Source organism: Pseudomonas sp. B21_DOA, assembly GCA_030544685.1.
In the GTDB taxonomy this organism is placed as follows: domain Bacteria; phylum Pseudomonadota; class Gammaproteobacteria; order Pseudomonadales; family Pseudomonadaceae; genus Aquipseudomonas; species Aquipseudomonas fluorescens_AO.
Window position 1 is genome coordinate 3,742,619 of sequence record CP086683.1, and the last position, 17,095, is coordinate 3,759,713.

Sequence of the window (17,095 nt, forward strand, 5' to 3'; positions counted from 1 at the left end):
CCCGAAATCCTGAATATTGACCCCTGGAGAAAACGCGATGAACTTTGATGGAATCTTTACCCCGGCCATTACGCCGTTGTCCGCCGATGGCCAGATCGACTATGCGGCGTTCTCCGAGGTGATCGAATACCTGATCGAGTCCGGGGTGCACGGCATCGTGATCGGTGGTTCGACCGGCGAGTATTACGCGCACACGGCAGAGGAACGGGTCGCCGTGGCCCAACGCGCGAAAGAGGTGATTCGCGGGCGCCTGCCGCTGGTGGTTGGCACCGGCGGCATCCGTACCGAGGATTCGGTGTATTTCGCCGAGCAGGCCAAGGCACTGCAGGCAGACGCGATCCTGGTCGGCTCGCCGCCGTATGCCTTGCCGACGCAGAAAGAGATCGCCGTCCACGTGCTCGCCGTGGACAAGGCCGCCGGTCTGCCGATCATGCTTTACAACTATCCGTCGCGGATGGGCGTGGCGATGGGCGATGAGTTCTTCGCCGCCATTGCCGATTGCAAGAATATCGCCGCAATCAAGGAAAGTTCAGGCGAGACCAGCCGCCTGCATCGCTTGGCTCACTCACACCCGGACATCCAGTTGTCCTGCGGCTGGGATGATCAGGCGCTGGAATTCTTTGCCTGGGGCGCACGCAGCTGGGTCTGCGCCGGCTCCAACTTCATACCGTGTGAACACATTGCGCTCTACGAAGCCTGCGTACTCGAGAAGAACTTCGACAAGGGCCGGCGGATCATGTCGGCGATGTTGCCGCTGATGGATGTCCTCGAGAGCGGCAAGTTCGTCCAGTCGATCAAGCATGGCAGCGAACTCAGCGGCCTGCGTGCCGGTGGTGTACGTGCGCCGATGCAAGCGCTGGAACCTGCCGAGAAAGAACAACTGAAAAGCGTGATCGAAACCCTGCAGAAGAACGTCGCACGCATTAATAAGGAGGCTTGAAATGGCAGACCTGCTGAGTAAAGAGCAATACCGTGAACTGGCGGCGCGGCTGGAGTTTCGCCATCAGGCATTCATCGATGGTCGGTTTTCCCCGGCAAAATCCGGCAGGACGTTCACCACCACCAATCCGGCCACCGAGCAGGTGCTGACCGAGATTGCTGCATGTGATTCCGAAGACATCGATCAGGCCGTCGCAGCAGCAAAAGCTGCGTTTGACGACGGCCGCTGGCAGTCACTCGCACCCTCGGCGCGCAAGTCGGTGTTGCTGCGCTTTGCCCAGTTGCTGGAAGACAACGCCCATGAACTGGCGGTGCTGGAAAGCCTGGACAGTGGCAAGCCAATTCGTGAGTGCCGGACCATCGACGTGCCGGAAACCATCCATACCTTGCGCTGGCACGCCGAACTGATCGATAAGATCTACGACGCCACGGCGCCGGTCGGTTCCGGGGCGGTGACCATGGTCGTACGCGAGCCGATCGGCGTGGTCGGGCTGGTGTTGCCATGGAATTTCCCGCTGCTGATGCTCGCCTGGAAAATCGGCCCGTCGCTGGCCGCCGGCTGTTCGATCGTGGTCAAACCGGCCAAGGAAACCACCCTGAGCACCTTGCGTGTCGCCGAACTGGCGCATCAGGCGGGGTTCCCGCCGGTGTTTTCAACGTCGTGCCCGGCGGCGGCAAAGAGGCGGGCGAGCCGCTGGGGCGTCACCCCGATGTGGCGATGGTCAGCTTCACCGGCTCGACCGATACCGGCCGGCTGTTCCTCAAATACTCCAGCGAATCCAACCTCAAACGCATCGTGCTCGAGTGCGGCGGCAAGAACCCGGCGGTGGTGATGAACGATGTCGAAGACATCGATGTGGTCGCGCAGCATGTGGTCAATGGCGCGTTCTGGAACATGGGCGAAAACTGCTCGGCCTCGTCGCGCCTGATTGTCCATTGCGACATCAAGGATGAACTCCTGCAACGTGTGCAGGTGCACCTCGGCGACTGGAAAATGGGCGATCCGCTTGACCCGGAGAACCGCTTGGGATCGATGGTCAGCAAGGCACATTTCGACAAGGTGCGCTCGTATCTCGATATCGCCCGCGACGAGCATCTCAGCGTTTTGGTGGGCGGCCAGACCCGCGACGATATTTTCGTCGAGCCGACCATCCTCGATGGCGTAAGCCCCGACAGTCGCCTGTTCCAGGAGGAGATCTTCGGCCCGGTGCTGAGCGTCACCACCTTTCAGACAGTCGACGAAGCCATCGCTCTGGCCAACGACACCGCCTATGGTCTGGCCGCTTCGGCGTACACCGGCAACCTGCGCAATGCGCTGAAACTGTCACGCGGCATTCGCGCCGGGATCGTCACCGTCAACTGCTTCGGCGAGGGCGATGCCTCGACGCCATTCGGCGGTTACAAGGAGTCGGGATTCGGCGGGCGCGACAAGTCGATCTGGGCGCACGACCAGTACACTGAACTGAAAACCATCTGGATCGACGCATCGTAATTGGCGTCTGGATCTACACAAGGGCCTGCCAGCGAAAGCTGATCCAGGCCCTTGTTCATTTCAGCCCCTAGGTATGCGAAATCAACAAATCACTAATGATGCAGATCGAACCATCTTCAGGCGGCGTGGCTTCGGTGTAGTCGATCTGGTTGTAGACCCCGCCATGGAAGTTGAACACCTGTGAATTCCACGAGGCATCCAGCTGCAAGTCACCCGATGTGCCGATGTTGCCGTTGTAGTCGACGGTGACTCGAGCCACGCCGGCAGAGTTCGCTCGAATGGTCACCTTGAACTTCGCACCCAGCGGCACGCCTTTGAGCACCGTGGTGTTGATCGGAGTGGTCTGATTGAAGCTCTGGCGGAAGCCCATGGTGATGTTGCCTTTTTGCCAGAACACCTTGATGGCCGGGCTGTCGTCGTTTTTCACATGCATCTGCGAGATCACCACTTTCTGCGCTGAGTTGACCTTGGTCACGGTCATCTCCTGATAGTTGAGGTGGTCAGCGGCGCTGGCCAGCGACCAGTAGGTCGCTTCCTTCCATTCGCAGCGGGTGCGGTGAGTGCTCTTGCTCGAGGCGCCTTTGGTGGGGGCGGACAGTTGCAGTGATCCGTCCGGCAGGATCGTGACGATACTGGGGAATTGCGCGATCGCCTGGGCTCCGTTGAGCTCCAGTGCCACCGGATTGGTCGCCGAGACGGGAACCGGAGTGGAGAGGGTGAGATTGCTGATGTTTACGGCCATGGTTTCTACTCCTGACGATAAAAATCATTGGCGCTCCAAGTCTCAGGCCATTCCTGATCCGCACATTTGCCTGCGCGGATTTTCACCACCTCGGGGGCTCAGGAGCATGGCGACGCAGGCGGCCGCCGCAAAAACACACAGGGCAACGGTCACACCTGTCGCCTCCAGCACTGCTCCGAAAATCGGTGTGCCGGCGGTCTGACCGAGTGCCAGCACCAGAAACGGGATGCCCAATCCCAAGTCCGGGCGATCCGGGAACAAGCGGATGCCTTGCAACAGATAAACGCCTGAAGAAACGATGTAGGCCGCGCCAAACAGGCTCATCGCGGCGAGGCCGTAAATGGCAGAAGCGCCAGTGGCGACAAGTCCCAGCGTGCCGGCCGCGATCCCTGCGAGCGCCAGATGTTGCATGCGCGCGACACCAAAGCGGTCGGTCAGCACACCGGTTGCGCAACCACTGATGCCCGCGGCGCCCAACACGATCCAGGCCCAGGCAATCGACTGATCGGAAAATCCAGCCTCGCTGCGCAAAATGTCAGCGCCGAATGTCCAGATCGCCGTGCTCGCCAACCCCATCAGAAAGGCACTGACGCACAGCGGCAGTACGCCCGGCCGACGCAACATTGGCAGAGAAAAATTCTGCGCGACGTCATGTACCACCCGGCGCGGTACCGCAAACCAGAGCCACACCGTTACGCCGACGCCGATCAAGGCGAAAAGCGCGTAGAGCTGCCGCCATTGTCCTGCAGCCACTATCGCTGCCACGCCGGAAAAGACAATCCCGGCCGCCGTCCCGGCATTGATGAAACCATTGGCCCGCGGACGGTCGGCATCATCAAGACGCGCCGCCACTGCGCTGGCCAATGGCGGCGAGGTCAGACCGGTGCTCAATCCCGCCAGCGCCACGCCGCAGCCCAACGCCAATCCGGACGCCGCGAGCACAATCAACCCCATCCCGAGCGCCGCCGCCGCGCCGGCCATGACCGTCAACCCGCGTGGGCTGACTTTGCCACTGCACACAAACGTCGCGACGATGCCCACGCAATACGCCGCAAACGCACTGCCGCCGATCCATCCGGCAGCGGACACACTCAAGGCCAGATCCTGACGAATCTGCGGCAGCAGCAGTCCATAGGCGAAGCGCGCCAGACCGTAGGACAACGCCGTCAGCGCGAACGCCGCCAGCACCAGATTGATGCCGCGCTTCACGAGCCCATTCCTCCCGCCAGCACGCGGCTTTGAAGATCGATCATTTGGCAGCAGACGTGGTTTTCTTGCGCGTCCTGGTTGCAGGAGCAGCGCTGGCTGCCTTGGCCTTTTTCCGTGGTGCCGGCGGCGCTACGCTGCTGGCGACCGAACCCGGCAAGCCATCGGAATCGAACGCATCCAATTCGGCGCGCGCCTGCAACCAGTGCTCGAAATCATTACCGTGCGGCCGACCTTGTTCTTCCCAAAGCCTGTAGGCGATTTTGCGGATGGTTTCCTCGTCCATTTCGTTGTCTCCTGCTGATGTAAAAAAGTGCCTCGAAGGCGAGCAACCGGGGCGGATCAAGGTGAAATCGGATCGCTGGCGGGGAAGGTTTCTTCAACCGCTTGATCCAGTTTCGAGTCACTCACATTGCGCTCATCGGCCCCAAGGTTCTGCTCGCAATGGCAAGCCGAAGAGGGGCAGGGTTGGCCCTTTGGGTGCAGATCCGCGCAGGCCTGACTGCAAAACTGCTTGCCGTCACGCTCGAAGGTTTGCTCGCCGCTGCATTTGCAGGTGCAGCCCGGGCAGGCGCAATCAATTGTTGAAGGATCGTTAGCCATGGGTTTCCTCCAGGTGGTCTGTAAAGGCAGTCGTTACCGATTCTGATAACCCGCCCCGCACCTGCGTTTGATGATTTTCCCCACGCCCGATGAGTGGTAGAGCGCAGAGGGCGAGGGCAGTACGGCGTTCAACGCCAGGGAAAGATTCAGCGCCAGAATCAGCAGGATCGATACGCTGAAGATGCGTCGCGCCCAGACTTTCGCATTGGCATTGCGCACCGGTCGCAACGTCAGATAAAACCAGTAGCCGCCCAGCCCGAGCACCACCAGCGGATAGGAAACATTGATAGCCGCCACCCAGCCCAATATCGCCGCGCTGATCAGGAATGCGACCATGTAGAGGTTGATCTCGCGTCGGGCTTGGCTGAGGGTCAAGGTCGGTAACCCGGCGGCGCGAAAGTCTTCGTGGCGCATGACGGTGATCGCGTGGGAGTGGGGCATCTGCCAGCAGCAAAACACCACGATCAGCATCAGCGCCGTGGCATCGAAGCTGCCGGTGACCGCGCAATAACCGACCACCGGCGGCATGGCCCCGGACAGGCTGCCGACCAGCGTGCCCCAATGCGAACGGCGTTTCATCAGGCAGGTATAGACGCCCGCATAAACCATCAGACCGACTGCCGCCATGGCGCAGGCCAAGGCTGTTGTGCCGACCCACAACAAGCCGAAGCCGATCACACCCAGTACCGCCGCGTAGCAAAACGCACTGGGCAACGACACAGCGCGAACCGCCAAGGCCCGATGACAGGTGCGCACCATTCGCCGATCGATGTCGCGGTCGACGCAGTTGTTGATCACGCAACCGCAAGCAATGACCAGCGCGGTGCCGAGCAGGGCGGCCAATAAATGCGCCAGGGACACCGGGCGGCCACCGGCGGCAAGCAGATAGCCGCCGAACACCGAAGCCAGATTGCCGACGATGATGCCGGGCTTGGTCAGTTCCAGCCCGACATTCAGCGACAGCCGCCATTGCTTCAGTGCGCCAGCATGTTGTGGTGAATGCTGTCCATGATCCATAGCGAAAGCCCAACCAGCAGAAGAATGATCACCACCGAGAAGATCAGCGCTCTGAGGTTCCAGCGTTGCTCCTTGGCGGTGTCCAGATGCAGGAAATATTTCAGGTGGGCGAAGACCTGCACTACGCCAAGTGCGACCACCACCCAAGCGGTGACGCTGCGTGGCAACGTCGGGTACATGACCAAACCAAAGGGAATCACCGTCAGAATCACCGAAATGATGAAACCGACCATGTATGAACGACTGGTGCCATGGCTGGTGCCGGCACTGCTATGAATCGGGCTCTGGTTATACATGTCACACCACCCCCAGCAGATAAACCACGGTAAATACGCAGATCCACACCACATCGAGGAAATGCCAGAACAGACTCAGGCAACTCAAGCGCGTGGTGTTGGTATTGGTCAGGCCACGGCTGCGCACTTGCAGCATCAACACCGCCATCCACACCAGCCCGCTGAGCACGTGCGCGCCATGGGTGCCGACGAGGGTGAAGAACGCGGTGAGGAAACCGCTGCGATCCGGCCCGTAGCCTTCTGCGATCAGATGATGGAATTCATTGATCTCCATGGCGATGAAGCCGCAACCGAGCACGAAGGTGACGCCGAGCCAGCGCAGCACGTGGGATTTGTCATTGCGGTTCATCGCCAGCATCGCGTAGCCGTAGGTGATGCTGCTCAACAATAGCAACGCAGTTTCGGCAAGGACGTAGGGCAATTCGAAAATGTCGACGGTCGAGGGCCCGCCAGCGACGCTGTCTCGCAGTACGGCATAGCCTGCGAACAGCGTCGCAAAGAGGATGCAGTCGGTCATCAGGTAGATCCAGAAACCGAAAATGCGCATCGAGCCCGCGTCTTCATGGCCATGTTCATGGCTGTGCGCGATGTCTTTATCCAGAACGATATTGGACATGTTCAAGCCTCCGCCAAGTCTTTGAGACGCGCTTTTTCAATCCGCGCCACTTCCTGCGCCGGGACGAAATAATCGATGTCTTCGTCGTAGCTGCGCACGATCATTGCCACCACCGAAGCGACCAGACCGAAGATCGCCAGCCACCAGATATGCCACACCAGGGCGAAGCTGCAGATCAGCGCGAAGACACTGATCACCAGGCCGGCGGAGGTGTTGCGCGGCATGTGAATGGCGCGGTAGTCGGTGTGACTGAGGGTGCTGACGCCGCGCTCCTTCATGCCCCAGTAGGCGTCGAGGTCGTTGACTTTCGGTTGCTCGGCGAAGTTGTAGAACGGTGGCGGCGAGGCCGTGGCCCATTCCAGCGTACGGCCGTCCCACGGGTCGCCGGTGAGGTCGCGCAGTTTCGCGCGGTTGCGGATGCTCACGTAGAGCTGCAGCGCCTGCGCGGACACACCGCAGAGAATAATGCCGACGCCAAACAGTTCCAGCAGCAGCCACGGTTGCCAGGCCGGGTTGTCGAAATGGTTGAGGCGCCGGGTCATGCCCATGAAACCGAGCACGTAAGACGGCATGAACGCGAAGTAGAAACCCACCAGCCAGCACCAGAATGCAATGCGCCCTAGCCGGTCGTTGAGGCGGAAGCCGAAGGCTTTCGGGAACCAGTAGGTCAGCCCGGCCATGTAGCCGAACACTGCGCCACCGATGATCACGTTATGGAAGTGCGCGATCAGAAACAGGCTGTTGTGCAACAGGAAGTCGGCACCGGGCACCGCCAGCAGCACGCCGGTCATGCCACCGATACTGAACGTGACGATAAAGCCCAGCGTCCACAGCATCGGCGTTTCGAAGCGCACGCGGCCGCGATACATGGTGAACAGCCAAGTGAAGATTTTCACCCCGGTCGGCACTGCAATGATCATCGTCATGATGCCGAAGAACGCGTTGACGTTGGCCCCCGCGCCCATGGTGAAGAAGTGGTGCAGCCAGACGATGAACGACAGGATCGTGATCGCAATCGTCGCCCACACCAGCGAGACATAGCCGAACAGGCGCTTGCTGCTGAAGGTCGCGGCGATCTCCGAGAAGATCCCGAACGCCGGCAGGATGAGGATGTACACCTCCGGATGCCCCCAGGCCCAGATGAGGTTGACGTACATCATCGGATTGCCGCCGGCCTCGTTGGTGAAGAAGTGCATGCCCAGATAACGATCGAGGGTCAGCATCAGCAGGGTCGCGGTCAGAATCGGGAACGCAGCGAGAATCAGGATCGAGGTGCACAGTGCATTCCAGGTGAACACCGGCATCTTGAACAGGGTCATGCCTTCGGTGCGCATCTTCAGGATGGTCACGAAGAAGTTGACCCCGGTTAACAGCGTCCCTATACCGGATATCTGTAATGACCAGATGTAGTAATCCACCCCGACGCCGGGGCTGTAGCCAAGTTCGGACAGGGGCGGGTAGGCGACCCAGCCGGTACGGGCAAACTCACCGACGCCCAGGGAAATATTCACCAGCGCCGCGCCAACCACGAACAGCCAGAAGCTCAGCGCGTTGAGGAATGGATAGGCGACATCGCGGGCGCCGATCTGCAGCGGCACGACGATATTCATCAGGCCGACCACGAACGGCATGGCCATGAAGAAAATCATGATCACACCGTGGGCAGTGAAGATCTGGTCGTAGTGTTCCGGCGGCAGATAACCCGGCCCACCACTGGATGCCATGGCCTGCTGGGTGCGCATCATGATCGCGTCGGAGAAACCGCGCAGCAGCATCACCAGCGCGACGATGATGTACATGCAGCCGATCTTCTTGTGGTCGACCGAAGTGAACCACTCGCGCCACAGGTAGCCCCATTTGCGCTTCCAGGTGACGGTACCGACCAGGGCAAAACCCATCAGGCCGACGATAGCCAGGGTGTACATGACAATCGGCTCGTGCAATGGAACCGCGTCCCATGAAAGTTTCCCGAACATGATTTAACGCTCCTCGGCCAGCAGACTCGGTTGTTGATTGACGCGCACATCGTCGCTGTTGCGTTGCACCTGGGTTTGCTTCTTGCGTGGTGCTTTGTTCATCCCTTCATACTTGTCGACGATGTCGAGAAACAGTCGCTCCTGCACAGCCGAGTAATAAGTAATCTTGTGCGCGACAGAGGGCTTGGCCAACTCGGCGTAACTGGCCTGATCAAGTTGCCCGGGCGCCGCTTTGACTTTGTTGACCCACGCTTCGTAATCCGCGCCGCTGAGTGCCAGGGTGCTGAAGTGCATGTCGGAGAAACCGTGGCCGTTATAGTTCGCGGCAATCCCGCGGTACTGACCGATTTCATTGGCGATCAAGTGCAACTTGGTCTGCATGCCGGCCATGGCATATATCTGCCCACCGAGTGCAGGAATAAAGAATGAAGTCATGGCAGCGTCAGAAGTGACGGTGAAACTTACCGGCGTATTCACCGGTATCGCCAGTTCATTGACCGAGGCAATGCCCAGATCGGGGTAAATGAACAGCCATTTCCAGTCCGTTGCCACTACTTGCACATTGAGGTGCGGCACGTCGGAATCCAGCGGGCGGTAGGGATCGAGTGCATGGGTGGTTTCCCAGGTCACCCAGCCGAGTACGCAAATAATCAGGAACGGCACACCCCAGACCACCGCTTCGATCTTGTGCGAACTGGCCCAGCGCGGCGAATAACGCGCCTTCTTGTTGGTCGCGCGGTAGCGATAGGCGAACAGGAAGGTCATGACGATGACCGGGATCACCACCAACAGCATCAGGCCCGTGGCGAGGATGATCAGGTCGCGTTCATCTCGGGCGACATCGCCCTTGGGGTTGAACACCACCAGATTGCAACCGGCGAGCAGAACGCTGGTAGCGAGATAGACCAGGCAATAGCTGATTGTTCGCTTCATACATGCTCCTGTTCTTTATATCGATCCTTGTTTTCTTCGGGCAACAGTTGGCCATGGACAGAAAACCCTGTTTCTGTACCGGCTAATCACGCTGGGCTGAATAACGAGTTGTACTTGAGCTCGCCTGGGCCTCGAACTTTTTGAATGAGCATTCCGGCGTTGGTTTTACAGAATGTTACGCAAGCTGACGAACGGTTGAACTAGCGAAACGGCGGGCGCGAATCAACGCGCTATGCTGAAAATGCCTCTTGGCAATCCGTGGAATTATTCCGCCAAAGGAAAGATCTTTGACGTGAGCGAGTTGAGTTCAGGAGTACGACATGTTCAAACGCGGCGAAACCTACAACAAATGGAAGGCGACGGAAAAGGCGGAAAAGTGCCATACCGAAGAAGTTGAAAACGGCTGTCATATCGAGGTACGGGCACGGGAAGCCGATGATGGCGACGTCGAAATGTTCATCAGCGTTTACACCGCGACCGGCGAATGCGCTTACGAACGCATCAGGAAATTGCCCGGCGTGGAATGGGAAGTCGAGGACGCGCTCAAACGTGGCATCGATCAGGCAGAACGAATTGCCGGCGGCGAGTCCGGACGATTGTCCTGTGCCGATGCGCACGGCCACGAGAATGAGTGACCGTGCGCAGCTTTCAATTGGCCTGGCGAACGTCAACCTGGCCGAGTTGATTGCACTGCCAGCGCCAGGCATCGGCGAGCATGCTGTGCAGTGAGCGGCTCGCCTGCCAGCCCAGTTCTTCGAGGGCTTTTGCGGGTCCGCCCAGCATCGCGCGATGTCGCCGGGGCGCCTTGCTTCAATCCGCAAAGGGATCTTGATACCGGTCACTTGCTCGAAGGCGCTGACTACCTCCAGCACCGAATAGCCGCGCCCGGTACCGAGGTTCCAGATGCTCACACCATGGCGATCGCGCAAGGCGTCGAGCGCGCAGACGTGCCCGAGCGCAAGGTCGACGACGTGCAGATAATCACGAATGCCGGTGCCGTCCGGGGTCGGGTAATCGTTGCCGAACACTGACAGCTGCGCGCGCTGGCCACTGGCAACTTCCAGCAGATAGGGCAGCAGATTGTTCGGCGTGCTGGTGGGGGCCTCGCCGAGCAGGCCGGAAGGGTGCGCACCAATCGGATTGAAATAGCGCAGCAGGCCGATCGACCAGCGCGGGTCGGAACTGGCGACGCTCTTCATGATGTTTTCCGACATCAGTTTCGACATCCCGTAAGGGTTGGTCGGCTGGCCGGTGGCACAGGCTTCATTGATCGGCAGGGTAGCGCAGTCGCCGTAAACGGTCGCCGAAGAGCTGAATACCAGATGGAATACACCGGCCTGGGCCATGGCTTGGCACAGCGTCAGGCTGCCGCCGACATTGGTGTCGAAGTAGCGCAGGGGTTCACGCACGCTTTCGCCGACCGCTTTCAACCCGGCGCAATGCACCACGGCATCAATTGGATAATCGTGCAGAAGATTGTCGAGCAGTCGTCGATTGCGTACATCGCCCTGGATGAACTCCGGTCGTTTGCCGGCCAGCGTACTGATGCGCTCGATTGCCGCGCGCTGGCTGTTGCACAAATTATCGAGGATCACCACATCCTCGCCGTTGCCCAGCCATTGCAATGCGACATGCGCACCAATGTATCCCGTACCACCCGTAATCAAGATCATGCGCCCGCCCTCACCAGTGACGCCATCGGCCGATGGCTTTGTGCATGGTTTCGAGGCGCCTGTGCGGCGGCAAAAACCATGTTGTCCTGGACGGTAGGGGATGGATTGTGCGGCGAGTTCAACCTTGTTTGCCAGCCGGTATGTGCAGTTCATCGGCTGCGTTCAAGGTTGGGCTGAACGTCGCGTGAACACCGCGATTCCAACCTTCAAGAGCCTTACGGCCTCATCGAGAAATGCCCTGCACTTGCAGTGTCGACAAGTGTGACGGCCCGGTGGCTCGTCACTGAGTCTTCTTTTATTCCTTGATGAGGATCTGGCCATGAACCTTGCAGAACAAACCGAGGCGCTCGCACGGGCGAGCGCGCAAAGCGCAGTTGAGGCATCGCTGCAGGTGCGCCCAACGTTGGTGTGCCTGTCGCATCTGCGCTGGGGCTTCGTCTATCAGCGGCCGCAGCACGTCATGTCGCGATTGGCCAAGCACTACGACGTGGTGTTTTTCGAAGAGCCGGTATTTGTCGAAGACGCAATGCCCGGACTCGAGCTTTCGAATCCGGCGGCGGGAATAGAAGTGGCGGTGCCGCACTTGCCTATGGGCATGAGCGGCGAGGCGATCGAGCAGGCGCAGAGACAATTGCTCGATGAGCACCTCGCCGGGCGCGTTCAGGGCGATCTGCTCCTATGGTATTTCACGCCGATGAGCCTGCTGTTTACCGAGCATCTCGATGCACGCGTCACCGTTTACGACTGCATGGATGAACTGTCCGCCTTCATGGGCGCACCTGCGCGATTGATCGACCTGGAGCAACAACTGCTGGCCCGGGCCGACGTGGTATTCACCGGCGGCGTCAGTCTGTGGGAGGTCAAGCAGCGCCAGCACGGCAATGCTTATCCGGTGCCGAGCAGCGTCGACATCGCGCATTTCGCAGCCGCGCGGCAAGCTTTGCCGGAACCGCCAGATCAGGCATCCATAGCGCGGCCACGCCTGGGCTTTTTCGGCGTGATCGATGAACGCTTTGATATCGAATTAATTGATCGCGTGGCGGCGATGCGCCCCGACTGGCAGATCGTGCTGATCGGCCCGGTGGTGAAGATTGACCCGCAAACCCTGCCGCAACGGCCGAACATTCATTATCTGGGGGCAAGCAATATGCCGAGCTGCCGGATTACCTGGCGGGATGGGACGTCGCGCTGATGCCATTCGCACTCAACGCTTCCACGCGCTTTATCAGCCCGACCAAGACTCCGGAATATCTGGCCGGCGGTTGCCCGGTAGTGTCGACGCCGATTCACGACGTGGTCAGCGGCTACGGCCAGAGTGGTGCGGTGTTCATTGCCGACACCGCCGAGGCCTTCGTCGAGGCGATCGAAAAAGCTTTGCCACTCAAAGGCACCATCGAATTTCTGCAGCGCGCCGATGCCGCCATCGCCGGCATGTCGTGGGACAACACCAGCCGCTTCATGCAGGAGCAGATCGAATGCCTACGATAAGCCTTGAGCGTACAAAGTCCGGCCAAACCTACGACTATCTGATCGTCGGCGCCGGGTTCGCTGGCAGTGTCATTGCCGAGCGTCTGGCTGAAGGATTGGGCCGACGTGTGTTGCTGATCGATCGGCGCCCGCACATCGCCGGAAACGCTTACGACCATTACGACGAGGCCGGGGTGCTGGTGCATCGTTACGGCCCGCACATCTTCCATACCAATGCGCAGCGAATTGTCGATTACCTGTCGCGCTTCACCGAATGGCGACCTTACGAGCATCGAGTCCTCGCCCAGGTCGACGAGAAACTGGTGCCGATTCCGATCAATCTGACCACGCTGAATGCGCTGTACGGATTGTCGATGTCCTCCGAAGAGGCCGAGATATTCCTCGCCGAACGCGCCGAACCGGTGGCGACCATTCGCACCTCCGAAGACGTAGTGGTCAATCAGATCGGCCGTGAACTCTACGAGAAGTTCTTTCGTGGCTATACGCGCAAGCAATGGGGGCTGGATCCCTCGCAGCTGGACAAATCGGTGACCTCGCGGATCCCGACGCGGACCAGCGACGACGACCGCTATTTCGGCGACACCTTCCAGATCATGCCCACGGATGGCTACACGAAAATGTTCGAACGCATGCTTGATCACCCGAACATTGATCTGTTGCTCAGCACCGATTTCAAGGAAGTGCGCGACGAGGTGAAGTACGAGCATCTGATCTACTGCGGCCCGATTGACGAATACTTTGATTTCCAGTTGGGCCGCTTGCCGTATCGGTCATTGCGCTTCGAACACCAGACGCTCGAGCAGGAGCACTATCAGCCGGTGGCGGTGGTGAATTATCCGCACCCGGATGTGCCCTATACGCGCATCACCGAATACAAACACCTCACCGGGCAAACCCACCCGTGCACCAGCATCACCTACGAATATCCGTGTGACGACGGCGACCCGTATTACCCGGTACCCCGCGCGGAAAACGCCGAGCTGTACAAACGCTATCGCGCACTCGCCGAGCAAACGCCGAACGTCACATTCCTTGGGCGACTGGGCACTTACAAGTACTACAACATGGATCAGGTGGTGGGGCAGGCGCTGGCCCTGTACCGGGATATTCAAACAGCGCAGGCAGAAACCACCGCTGAAACCGAGATCGATGCTCCATGACCGCGCAGCCGAAAGGCGACGAGGCCGGTGCAGGCATCCCTTCGATTTTCAGCAGCTGGGTGATGGCCGGTTTCGAATGTTCCAGTCAGCGCCGCCAGGACGGTCGGCGCCTGGATCTGCTGGCCGACACCGGGCATGCGCGCTGGGCCACCAAGGACTACAAGCGACTGAGCGAGTTGAACATTCGTTGCGCCCGCGACGGCCTGCGCTGGCACCTGATCGAACGCAGCCCCGGGCGCTATGACTGGAGCAGTTTTCTGCCGATGCTCAAAGCCGCGCAAGCGCAGCGGGTGCAAGTAGTCTGGGACTTGTGCCATTACGGCTACCCGGATGATCTGGATATCTGGCGCCCGGCGTTCGTCGAGCGCTTCGCCCGTTTCGCCGCTGCTGCAGCAAAGCTGATGATGAACGAAGGCGTAAGCGTGCCGTTCTACTCGCCGATCAACGAGATTTCCTTCTGGAGTTGGGCGGGAGGCGAGGTGGCGTACTTCAACCCGAATGCACGCGGGCGCGCGCAGGAACTCAAGCATCAACTGGTGCGAGCCAGCATTGCTGCGATCGAAGCGATTCGCGAGCAGGCGCCGAATGCGCGATTTGTACAGTGCGACCCGTTGATCAATGTCATCGCGGGCTCCCGGCGCAGTGACGAAATCGAAGCCGCCGAAGCTTATCGGCTGTCGCAATTTCAGGCGTGGGATTTGCTCACCGGGCGCGAGTGGCCCGGTCTCGGTGGGCAGGAGCATTATCTGGATATCATCGGCGCGAATTTTTATGCGCATAACCAGTGGTATTTCCAGGGCCGGCGGATCCTTCGCGGCGAGCGAGACTTCCGTCCGCTGTCGGGCATGCTCAAGGAACTGCACCAGCGTTATCAGCGGCCCGTGCTGATCGCCGAAACCGGTGCCGAAGATGATGAACGCCTGCCGTGGCTGGCTTACATCGTCGAGCAGACGCTGCAGGCACTCGAACGCGGTGTGCCGGTACAGGGGATTTGCTGGTACCCGTTTCTCGATTATCCAGGTTGGGACAATGGCCGGTATTGCCCCACTGGTGTGTTTGGCTATCCCGATGGCGAGGGCGAGCGCGCGGCGTTTCACCCGTTGCACGTCGAGCTGGCGCAGGTGCCCGAACGGATTGCCGCGTGTCTGCGCCGGGTCAATGGCCGGCGCATTGAGGGGCAGGGGAGATGAACTTTCAGCGCAGGCGCGATGAACCGTTGCCGGCGTCAGCCGCCGCGTTTCTATGGCGCTACATAAGCATCCGCCCGGCGCACTTCGTCGCCATGGTCGCACTGGTGACCGGCGCGGCGTGCTGTGCGGTGGTGGTGCAGTACGGCATGAAACTGCTGGTGGATGCCATGGCTGCCGGCTCGGCGGCGGAACAGGTGTGGCACGCGTTCGGCCTGTTCATGGCGTTGATCGTGATGGAAAACCTGCTGTGGCGCCTCGGCGGCTGGGTCGGTTGCCACACCATCGTCGGCAGTTGCGCCGATCTGCGCGTGGACCTGTTCCATCACCTGACTGGCCACCCGATGCGTTATTTCCGCCGACATTTCTCCGGTTCTCTGGCCAATCGCGTCTCGGCAATCGGCGCTGCTGCCGACAAGGTCTATGGCGGGCTGACCTGGCGCATCGTGCCGCCGTGTGTGGACTTCATCGGCGCCGTGGCTTTGCTGTTGTCGGTGCATGGGGCGATGGCGCTGGCGCTGGTCGGTTGCGTGATAGTCGTCGCCGCGCTGATTACGCTATTCGGCGTTCGCGGTCGCAGCCGCCACATCGCGTTCGCGTCGCAGTCGGCGCGGGTCGGTGGCGAGATTGTCGATCTGGTCTCCAACGTGTGGACGATCAAGGCCTTCTCCGGCCGCGAACGCGAGCGCCTGCGACTCGAGCGCGAGATCGGCATCGAGGCCGACTCCCACCGCAGCAGCTGGATGTACATGGAAAAGGCCCGCGTGCTGCACGACATCTGCCTGACCGTGATGGCCGGCGGCATGCTCGGCTGGGCGATTCTGCTCTGGCGTGCGGGGCAAGTCACGGCGGGGGACGTGGTGATGGTCAGCGCGTTGACCTTCCGCATCCTGCACGGATCGCGCGAACTGGCGCTGGCCCTGGTGGAAACCAGCCAGCAGATGGGCGTCATCAGCGAAACCCTGGGCATCGTCGCCCAGCCCCACGAGCTCAGCGACGCCCTGGAGGAACTGGCGCCGACGCGCGGGCACATCAAAATGCTCGACGTCAGTTACGCCTACCCGGACGGGCGCAAGGTCTTCGAGCATTTCTTTCTCGATATCCCGGCCGGGCAAAGCGTCGGCATTGCCGGCTCCTCGGGCTCAGGCAAATCGACCTTGCTCGGCCTGCTGCAACGTCTGGATGACGTGCGCAGCGGGGTGATCCTGATCGACGACCGCGACATCCGCTCGGTCAGCCAGGACAGCCTGCGTCGGCAGATCGCCGTGGTGCCGCAGGATCCGGCGCTGTTCAATCGCAGCATTCTGGAAAACATCGGCTACGGCCAACCGCACGCCACCGAGCAGCAGATCATCGAGGCGGCGCGTCAGGCGTTTTGCGATGACTTCATCCAGGCGTTGCCGCAGGGTTATCACACACTGGTGGGTGAACGGGGAGTGACGTTGTCGGGCGGGCAACGCCAGCGTCTGGGCTTGGCGCGAGCGTTTTTGAAAGACGCACCGATCCTGATTCTCGACGAGGCGACGTCGGCACTGGATTCCGATTCCGAAGCGATCATCCAGCGTGCGCTGAGTAATCTCATGCGCGGCCGCACGGTGCTTGCCGTGGCCCACCGGCTCTCGACCATCGCCAACTTCGATCGGGTGCTGGTGCTGGAGGACGGCGAGATTGTGCAGGACGGCACTCCCGAAGACCTGCGCGAGAGCCAAGGACGGTTCCGCACGCTGTGGCAGATGCAGGCGATGGTGCACAACCGTTGAACGCGCT

Annotated in this window: 14 protein-coding genes and 3 pseudogenes; 7 read left to right on the plus strand and 10 right to left on the minus strand. The window is 60.3% G+C overall.

Going from position 1 to position 17,095, the window contains the following annotated elements; genetic code table 11:
* Nucleotides 1-37 precede the first annotated feature (37 nt).
* On the plus strand, nucleotides 38-940 hold the full coding sequence (locus tag LJU32_17415; GenBank protein ID WKV87481.1) for a dihydrodipicolinate synthase family protein: 903 nt from the start codon (nucleotides 38-40) through the stop codon (nucleotides 938-940).
* 1 nt (nucleotide 941) lies between these two features.
* A pseudogene (locus tag LJU32_17420) lies at nucleotides 942-2,431 on the plus strand (aldehyde dehydrogenase).
* A 67-nt stretch (nucleotides 2,432-2,498) separates the two neighbouring features.
* On the opposite strand, the gene LJU32_17425 reads toward LJU32_17420, so the two are convergent.
* The 9 genes from LJU32_17425 to cyoA are packed head-to-tail and all read right to left on the minus strand — an operon-like array spanning nucleotide 2,499 to nucleotide 9,820.
* The gene (locus LJU32_17425) at nucleotides 2,499-3,173 is read right to left on the minus strand and encodes a polysaccharide lyase family 7 protein (protein ID WKV87482.1); all 675 of its coding nucleotides are present in this window, start codon (nucleotides 3,171-3,173) and stop codon (nucleotides 2,499-2,501) included.
* A gap of 42 nt (nucleotides 3,174-3,215) precedes the next feature.
* The gene (locus tag LJU32_17430) at nucleotides 3,216-4,382 is read right to left on the minus strand and encodes an MFS transporter (protein WKV87483.1); all 1,167 of its coding nucleotides are present in this window, start codon (nucleotides 4,380-4,382) and stop codon (nucleotides 3,216-3,218) included.
* A 40-nt stretch (nucleotides 4,383-4,422) separates the two neighbouring features.
* Nucleotides 4,423-4,665 (minus strand): DUF2934 domain-containing protein, encoded by a 243-nt coding sequence (locus LJU32_17435; protein ID WKV87484.1) that lies wholly within the window; start codon nucleotides 4,663-4,665, stop codon nucleotides 4,423-4,425.
* 56 nt (nucleotides 4,666-4,721) lie between these two features.
* Nucleotides 4,722-4,982 carry a metallothionein gene (locus LJU32_17440; GenBank protein ID WKV87485.1) on the minus strand — a complete coding sequence of 87 codons (261 nt, stop codon included), beginning with the start codon at nucleotides 4,980-4,982 and terminating at the stop codon, nucleotides 4,722-4,724.
* Nucleotides 4,983-5,015: 33 nt separating this feature from the next.
* Nucleotides 5,016-5,999 carry a heme o synthase gene (gene cyoE / locus LJU32_17445; GenBank protein WKV87486.1) on the minus strand — a complete coding sequence of 328 codons (984 nt, stop codon included), beginning with the start codon at nucleotides 5,997-5,999 and terminating at the stop codon, nucleotides 5,016-5,018.
* Nucleotides 5,957-6,295 (minus strand): cytochrome o ubiquinol oxidase subunit IV, encoded by a 339-nt coding sequence (cyoD, locus tag LJU32_17450; protein ID WKV87487.1) that lies wholly within the window; start codon nucleotides 6,293-6,295, stop codon nucleotides 5,957-5,959. The genes cyoE and cyoD overlap by 43 nt, the downstream gene beginning before the upstream one ends.
* Before the next feature lies 1 nt (nucleotide 6,296).
* A complete protein-coding gene (locus LJU32_17455) occupies nucleotides 6,297-6,911 on the minus strand; it encodes a cytochrome o ubiquinol oxidase subunit III (protein WKV87488.1) in 615 nt (204 codons plus the stop codon).
* 2 nt (nucleotides 6,912-6,913) lie between these two features.
* Nucleotides 6,914-8,887: a cytochrome o ubiquinol oxidase subunit I gene (gene cyoB, locus LJU32_17460; GenBank protein ID WKV87489.1), complete on the minus strand. Its 1,974-nt coding sequence runs from the start codon at nucleotides 8,885-8,887 to the stop codon at nucleotides 6,914-6,916.
* Nucleotides 8,888-8,890: 3 nt separating this feature from the next.
* Nucleotides 8,891-9,820 (minus strand): ubiquinol oxidase subunit II, encoded by a 930-nt coding sequence (gene cyoA, locus LJU32_17465; protein ID WKV87490.1) that lies wholly within the window; start codon nucleotides 9,818-9,820, stop codon nucleotides 8,891-8,893.
* Between the two features lie 320 nt (nucleotides 9,821-10,140).
* Between cyoA and LJU32_17470 the strand changes: the two genes are divergently transcribed.
* Complete coding sequence (locus tag LJU32_17470) at nucleotides 10,141-10,455, plus strand: hypothetical protein (protein ID WKV87491.1); 315 nt, start codon at nucleotides 10,141-10,143, stop codon at nucleotides 10,453-10,455.
* Between the two features lie 13 nt (nucleotides 10,456-10,468).
* On the opposite strand, the pseudogene galE reads toward LJU32_17470, so the two are convergent.
* Nucleotides 10,469-11,493 (minus strand): annotated as a pseudogene (gene galE / locus LJU32_17475) (UDP-glucose 4-epimerase GalE).
* A 319-nt stretch (nucleotides 11,494-11,812) separates the two neighbouring features.
* On the opposite strand from galE, the pseudogene LJU32_17480 reads away from it, so the two are divergent.
* The 4 genes and pseudogenes from LJU32_17480 (at nucleotide 11,813) to LJU32_17495 (ending at nucleotide 17,088) form a co-directional block, all read left to right on the plus strand.
* Nucleotides 11,813-12,981: pseudogene (locus tag LJU32_17480) on the plus strand (glycosyltransferase family 1 protein).
* Nucleotides 12,969-14,141, plus strand: a complete 1,173-nt coding sequence (glf, locus tag LJU32_17485; protein ID WKV87492.1) for a UDP-galactopyranose mutase — start codon at nucleotides 12,969-12,971, stop codon at nucleotides 14,139-14,141. The pseudogene LJU32_17480 and the gene glf overlap by 13 nt, the downstream one beginning before the upstream one ends.
* Nucleotides 14,142-14,176: 35 nt before the next feature.
* Nucleotides 14,177-15,331, plus strand: coding sequence for a beta-glucosidase (locus tag LJU32_17490; GenBank protein ID WKV91138.1), 1,155 nt, complete (start codon nucleotides 14,177-14,179; stop codon nucleotides 15,329-15,331).
* Entirely contained in the window at nucleotides 15,328-17,088 is a 1,761-nt protein-coding gene (locus LJU32_17495) for an ABC transporter ATP-binding protein/permease (GenBank protein ID WKV87493.1), read from the plus strand. The genes LJU32_17490 and LJU32_17495 overlap by 4 nt, the downstream gene beginning before the upstream one ends.
* Nucleotides 17,089-17,095 lie beyond the last annotated feature (7 nt).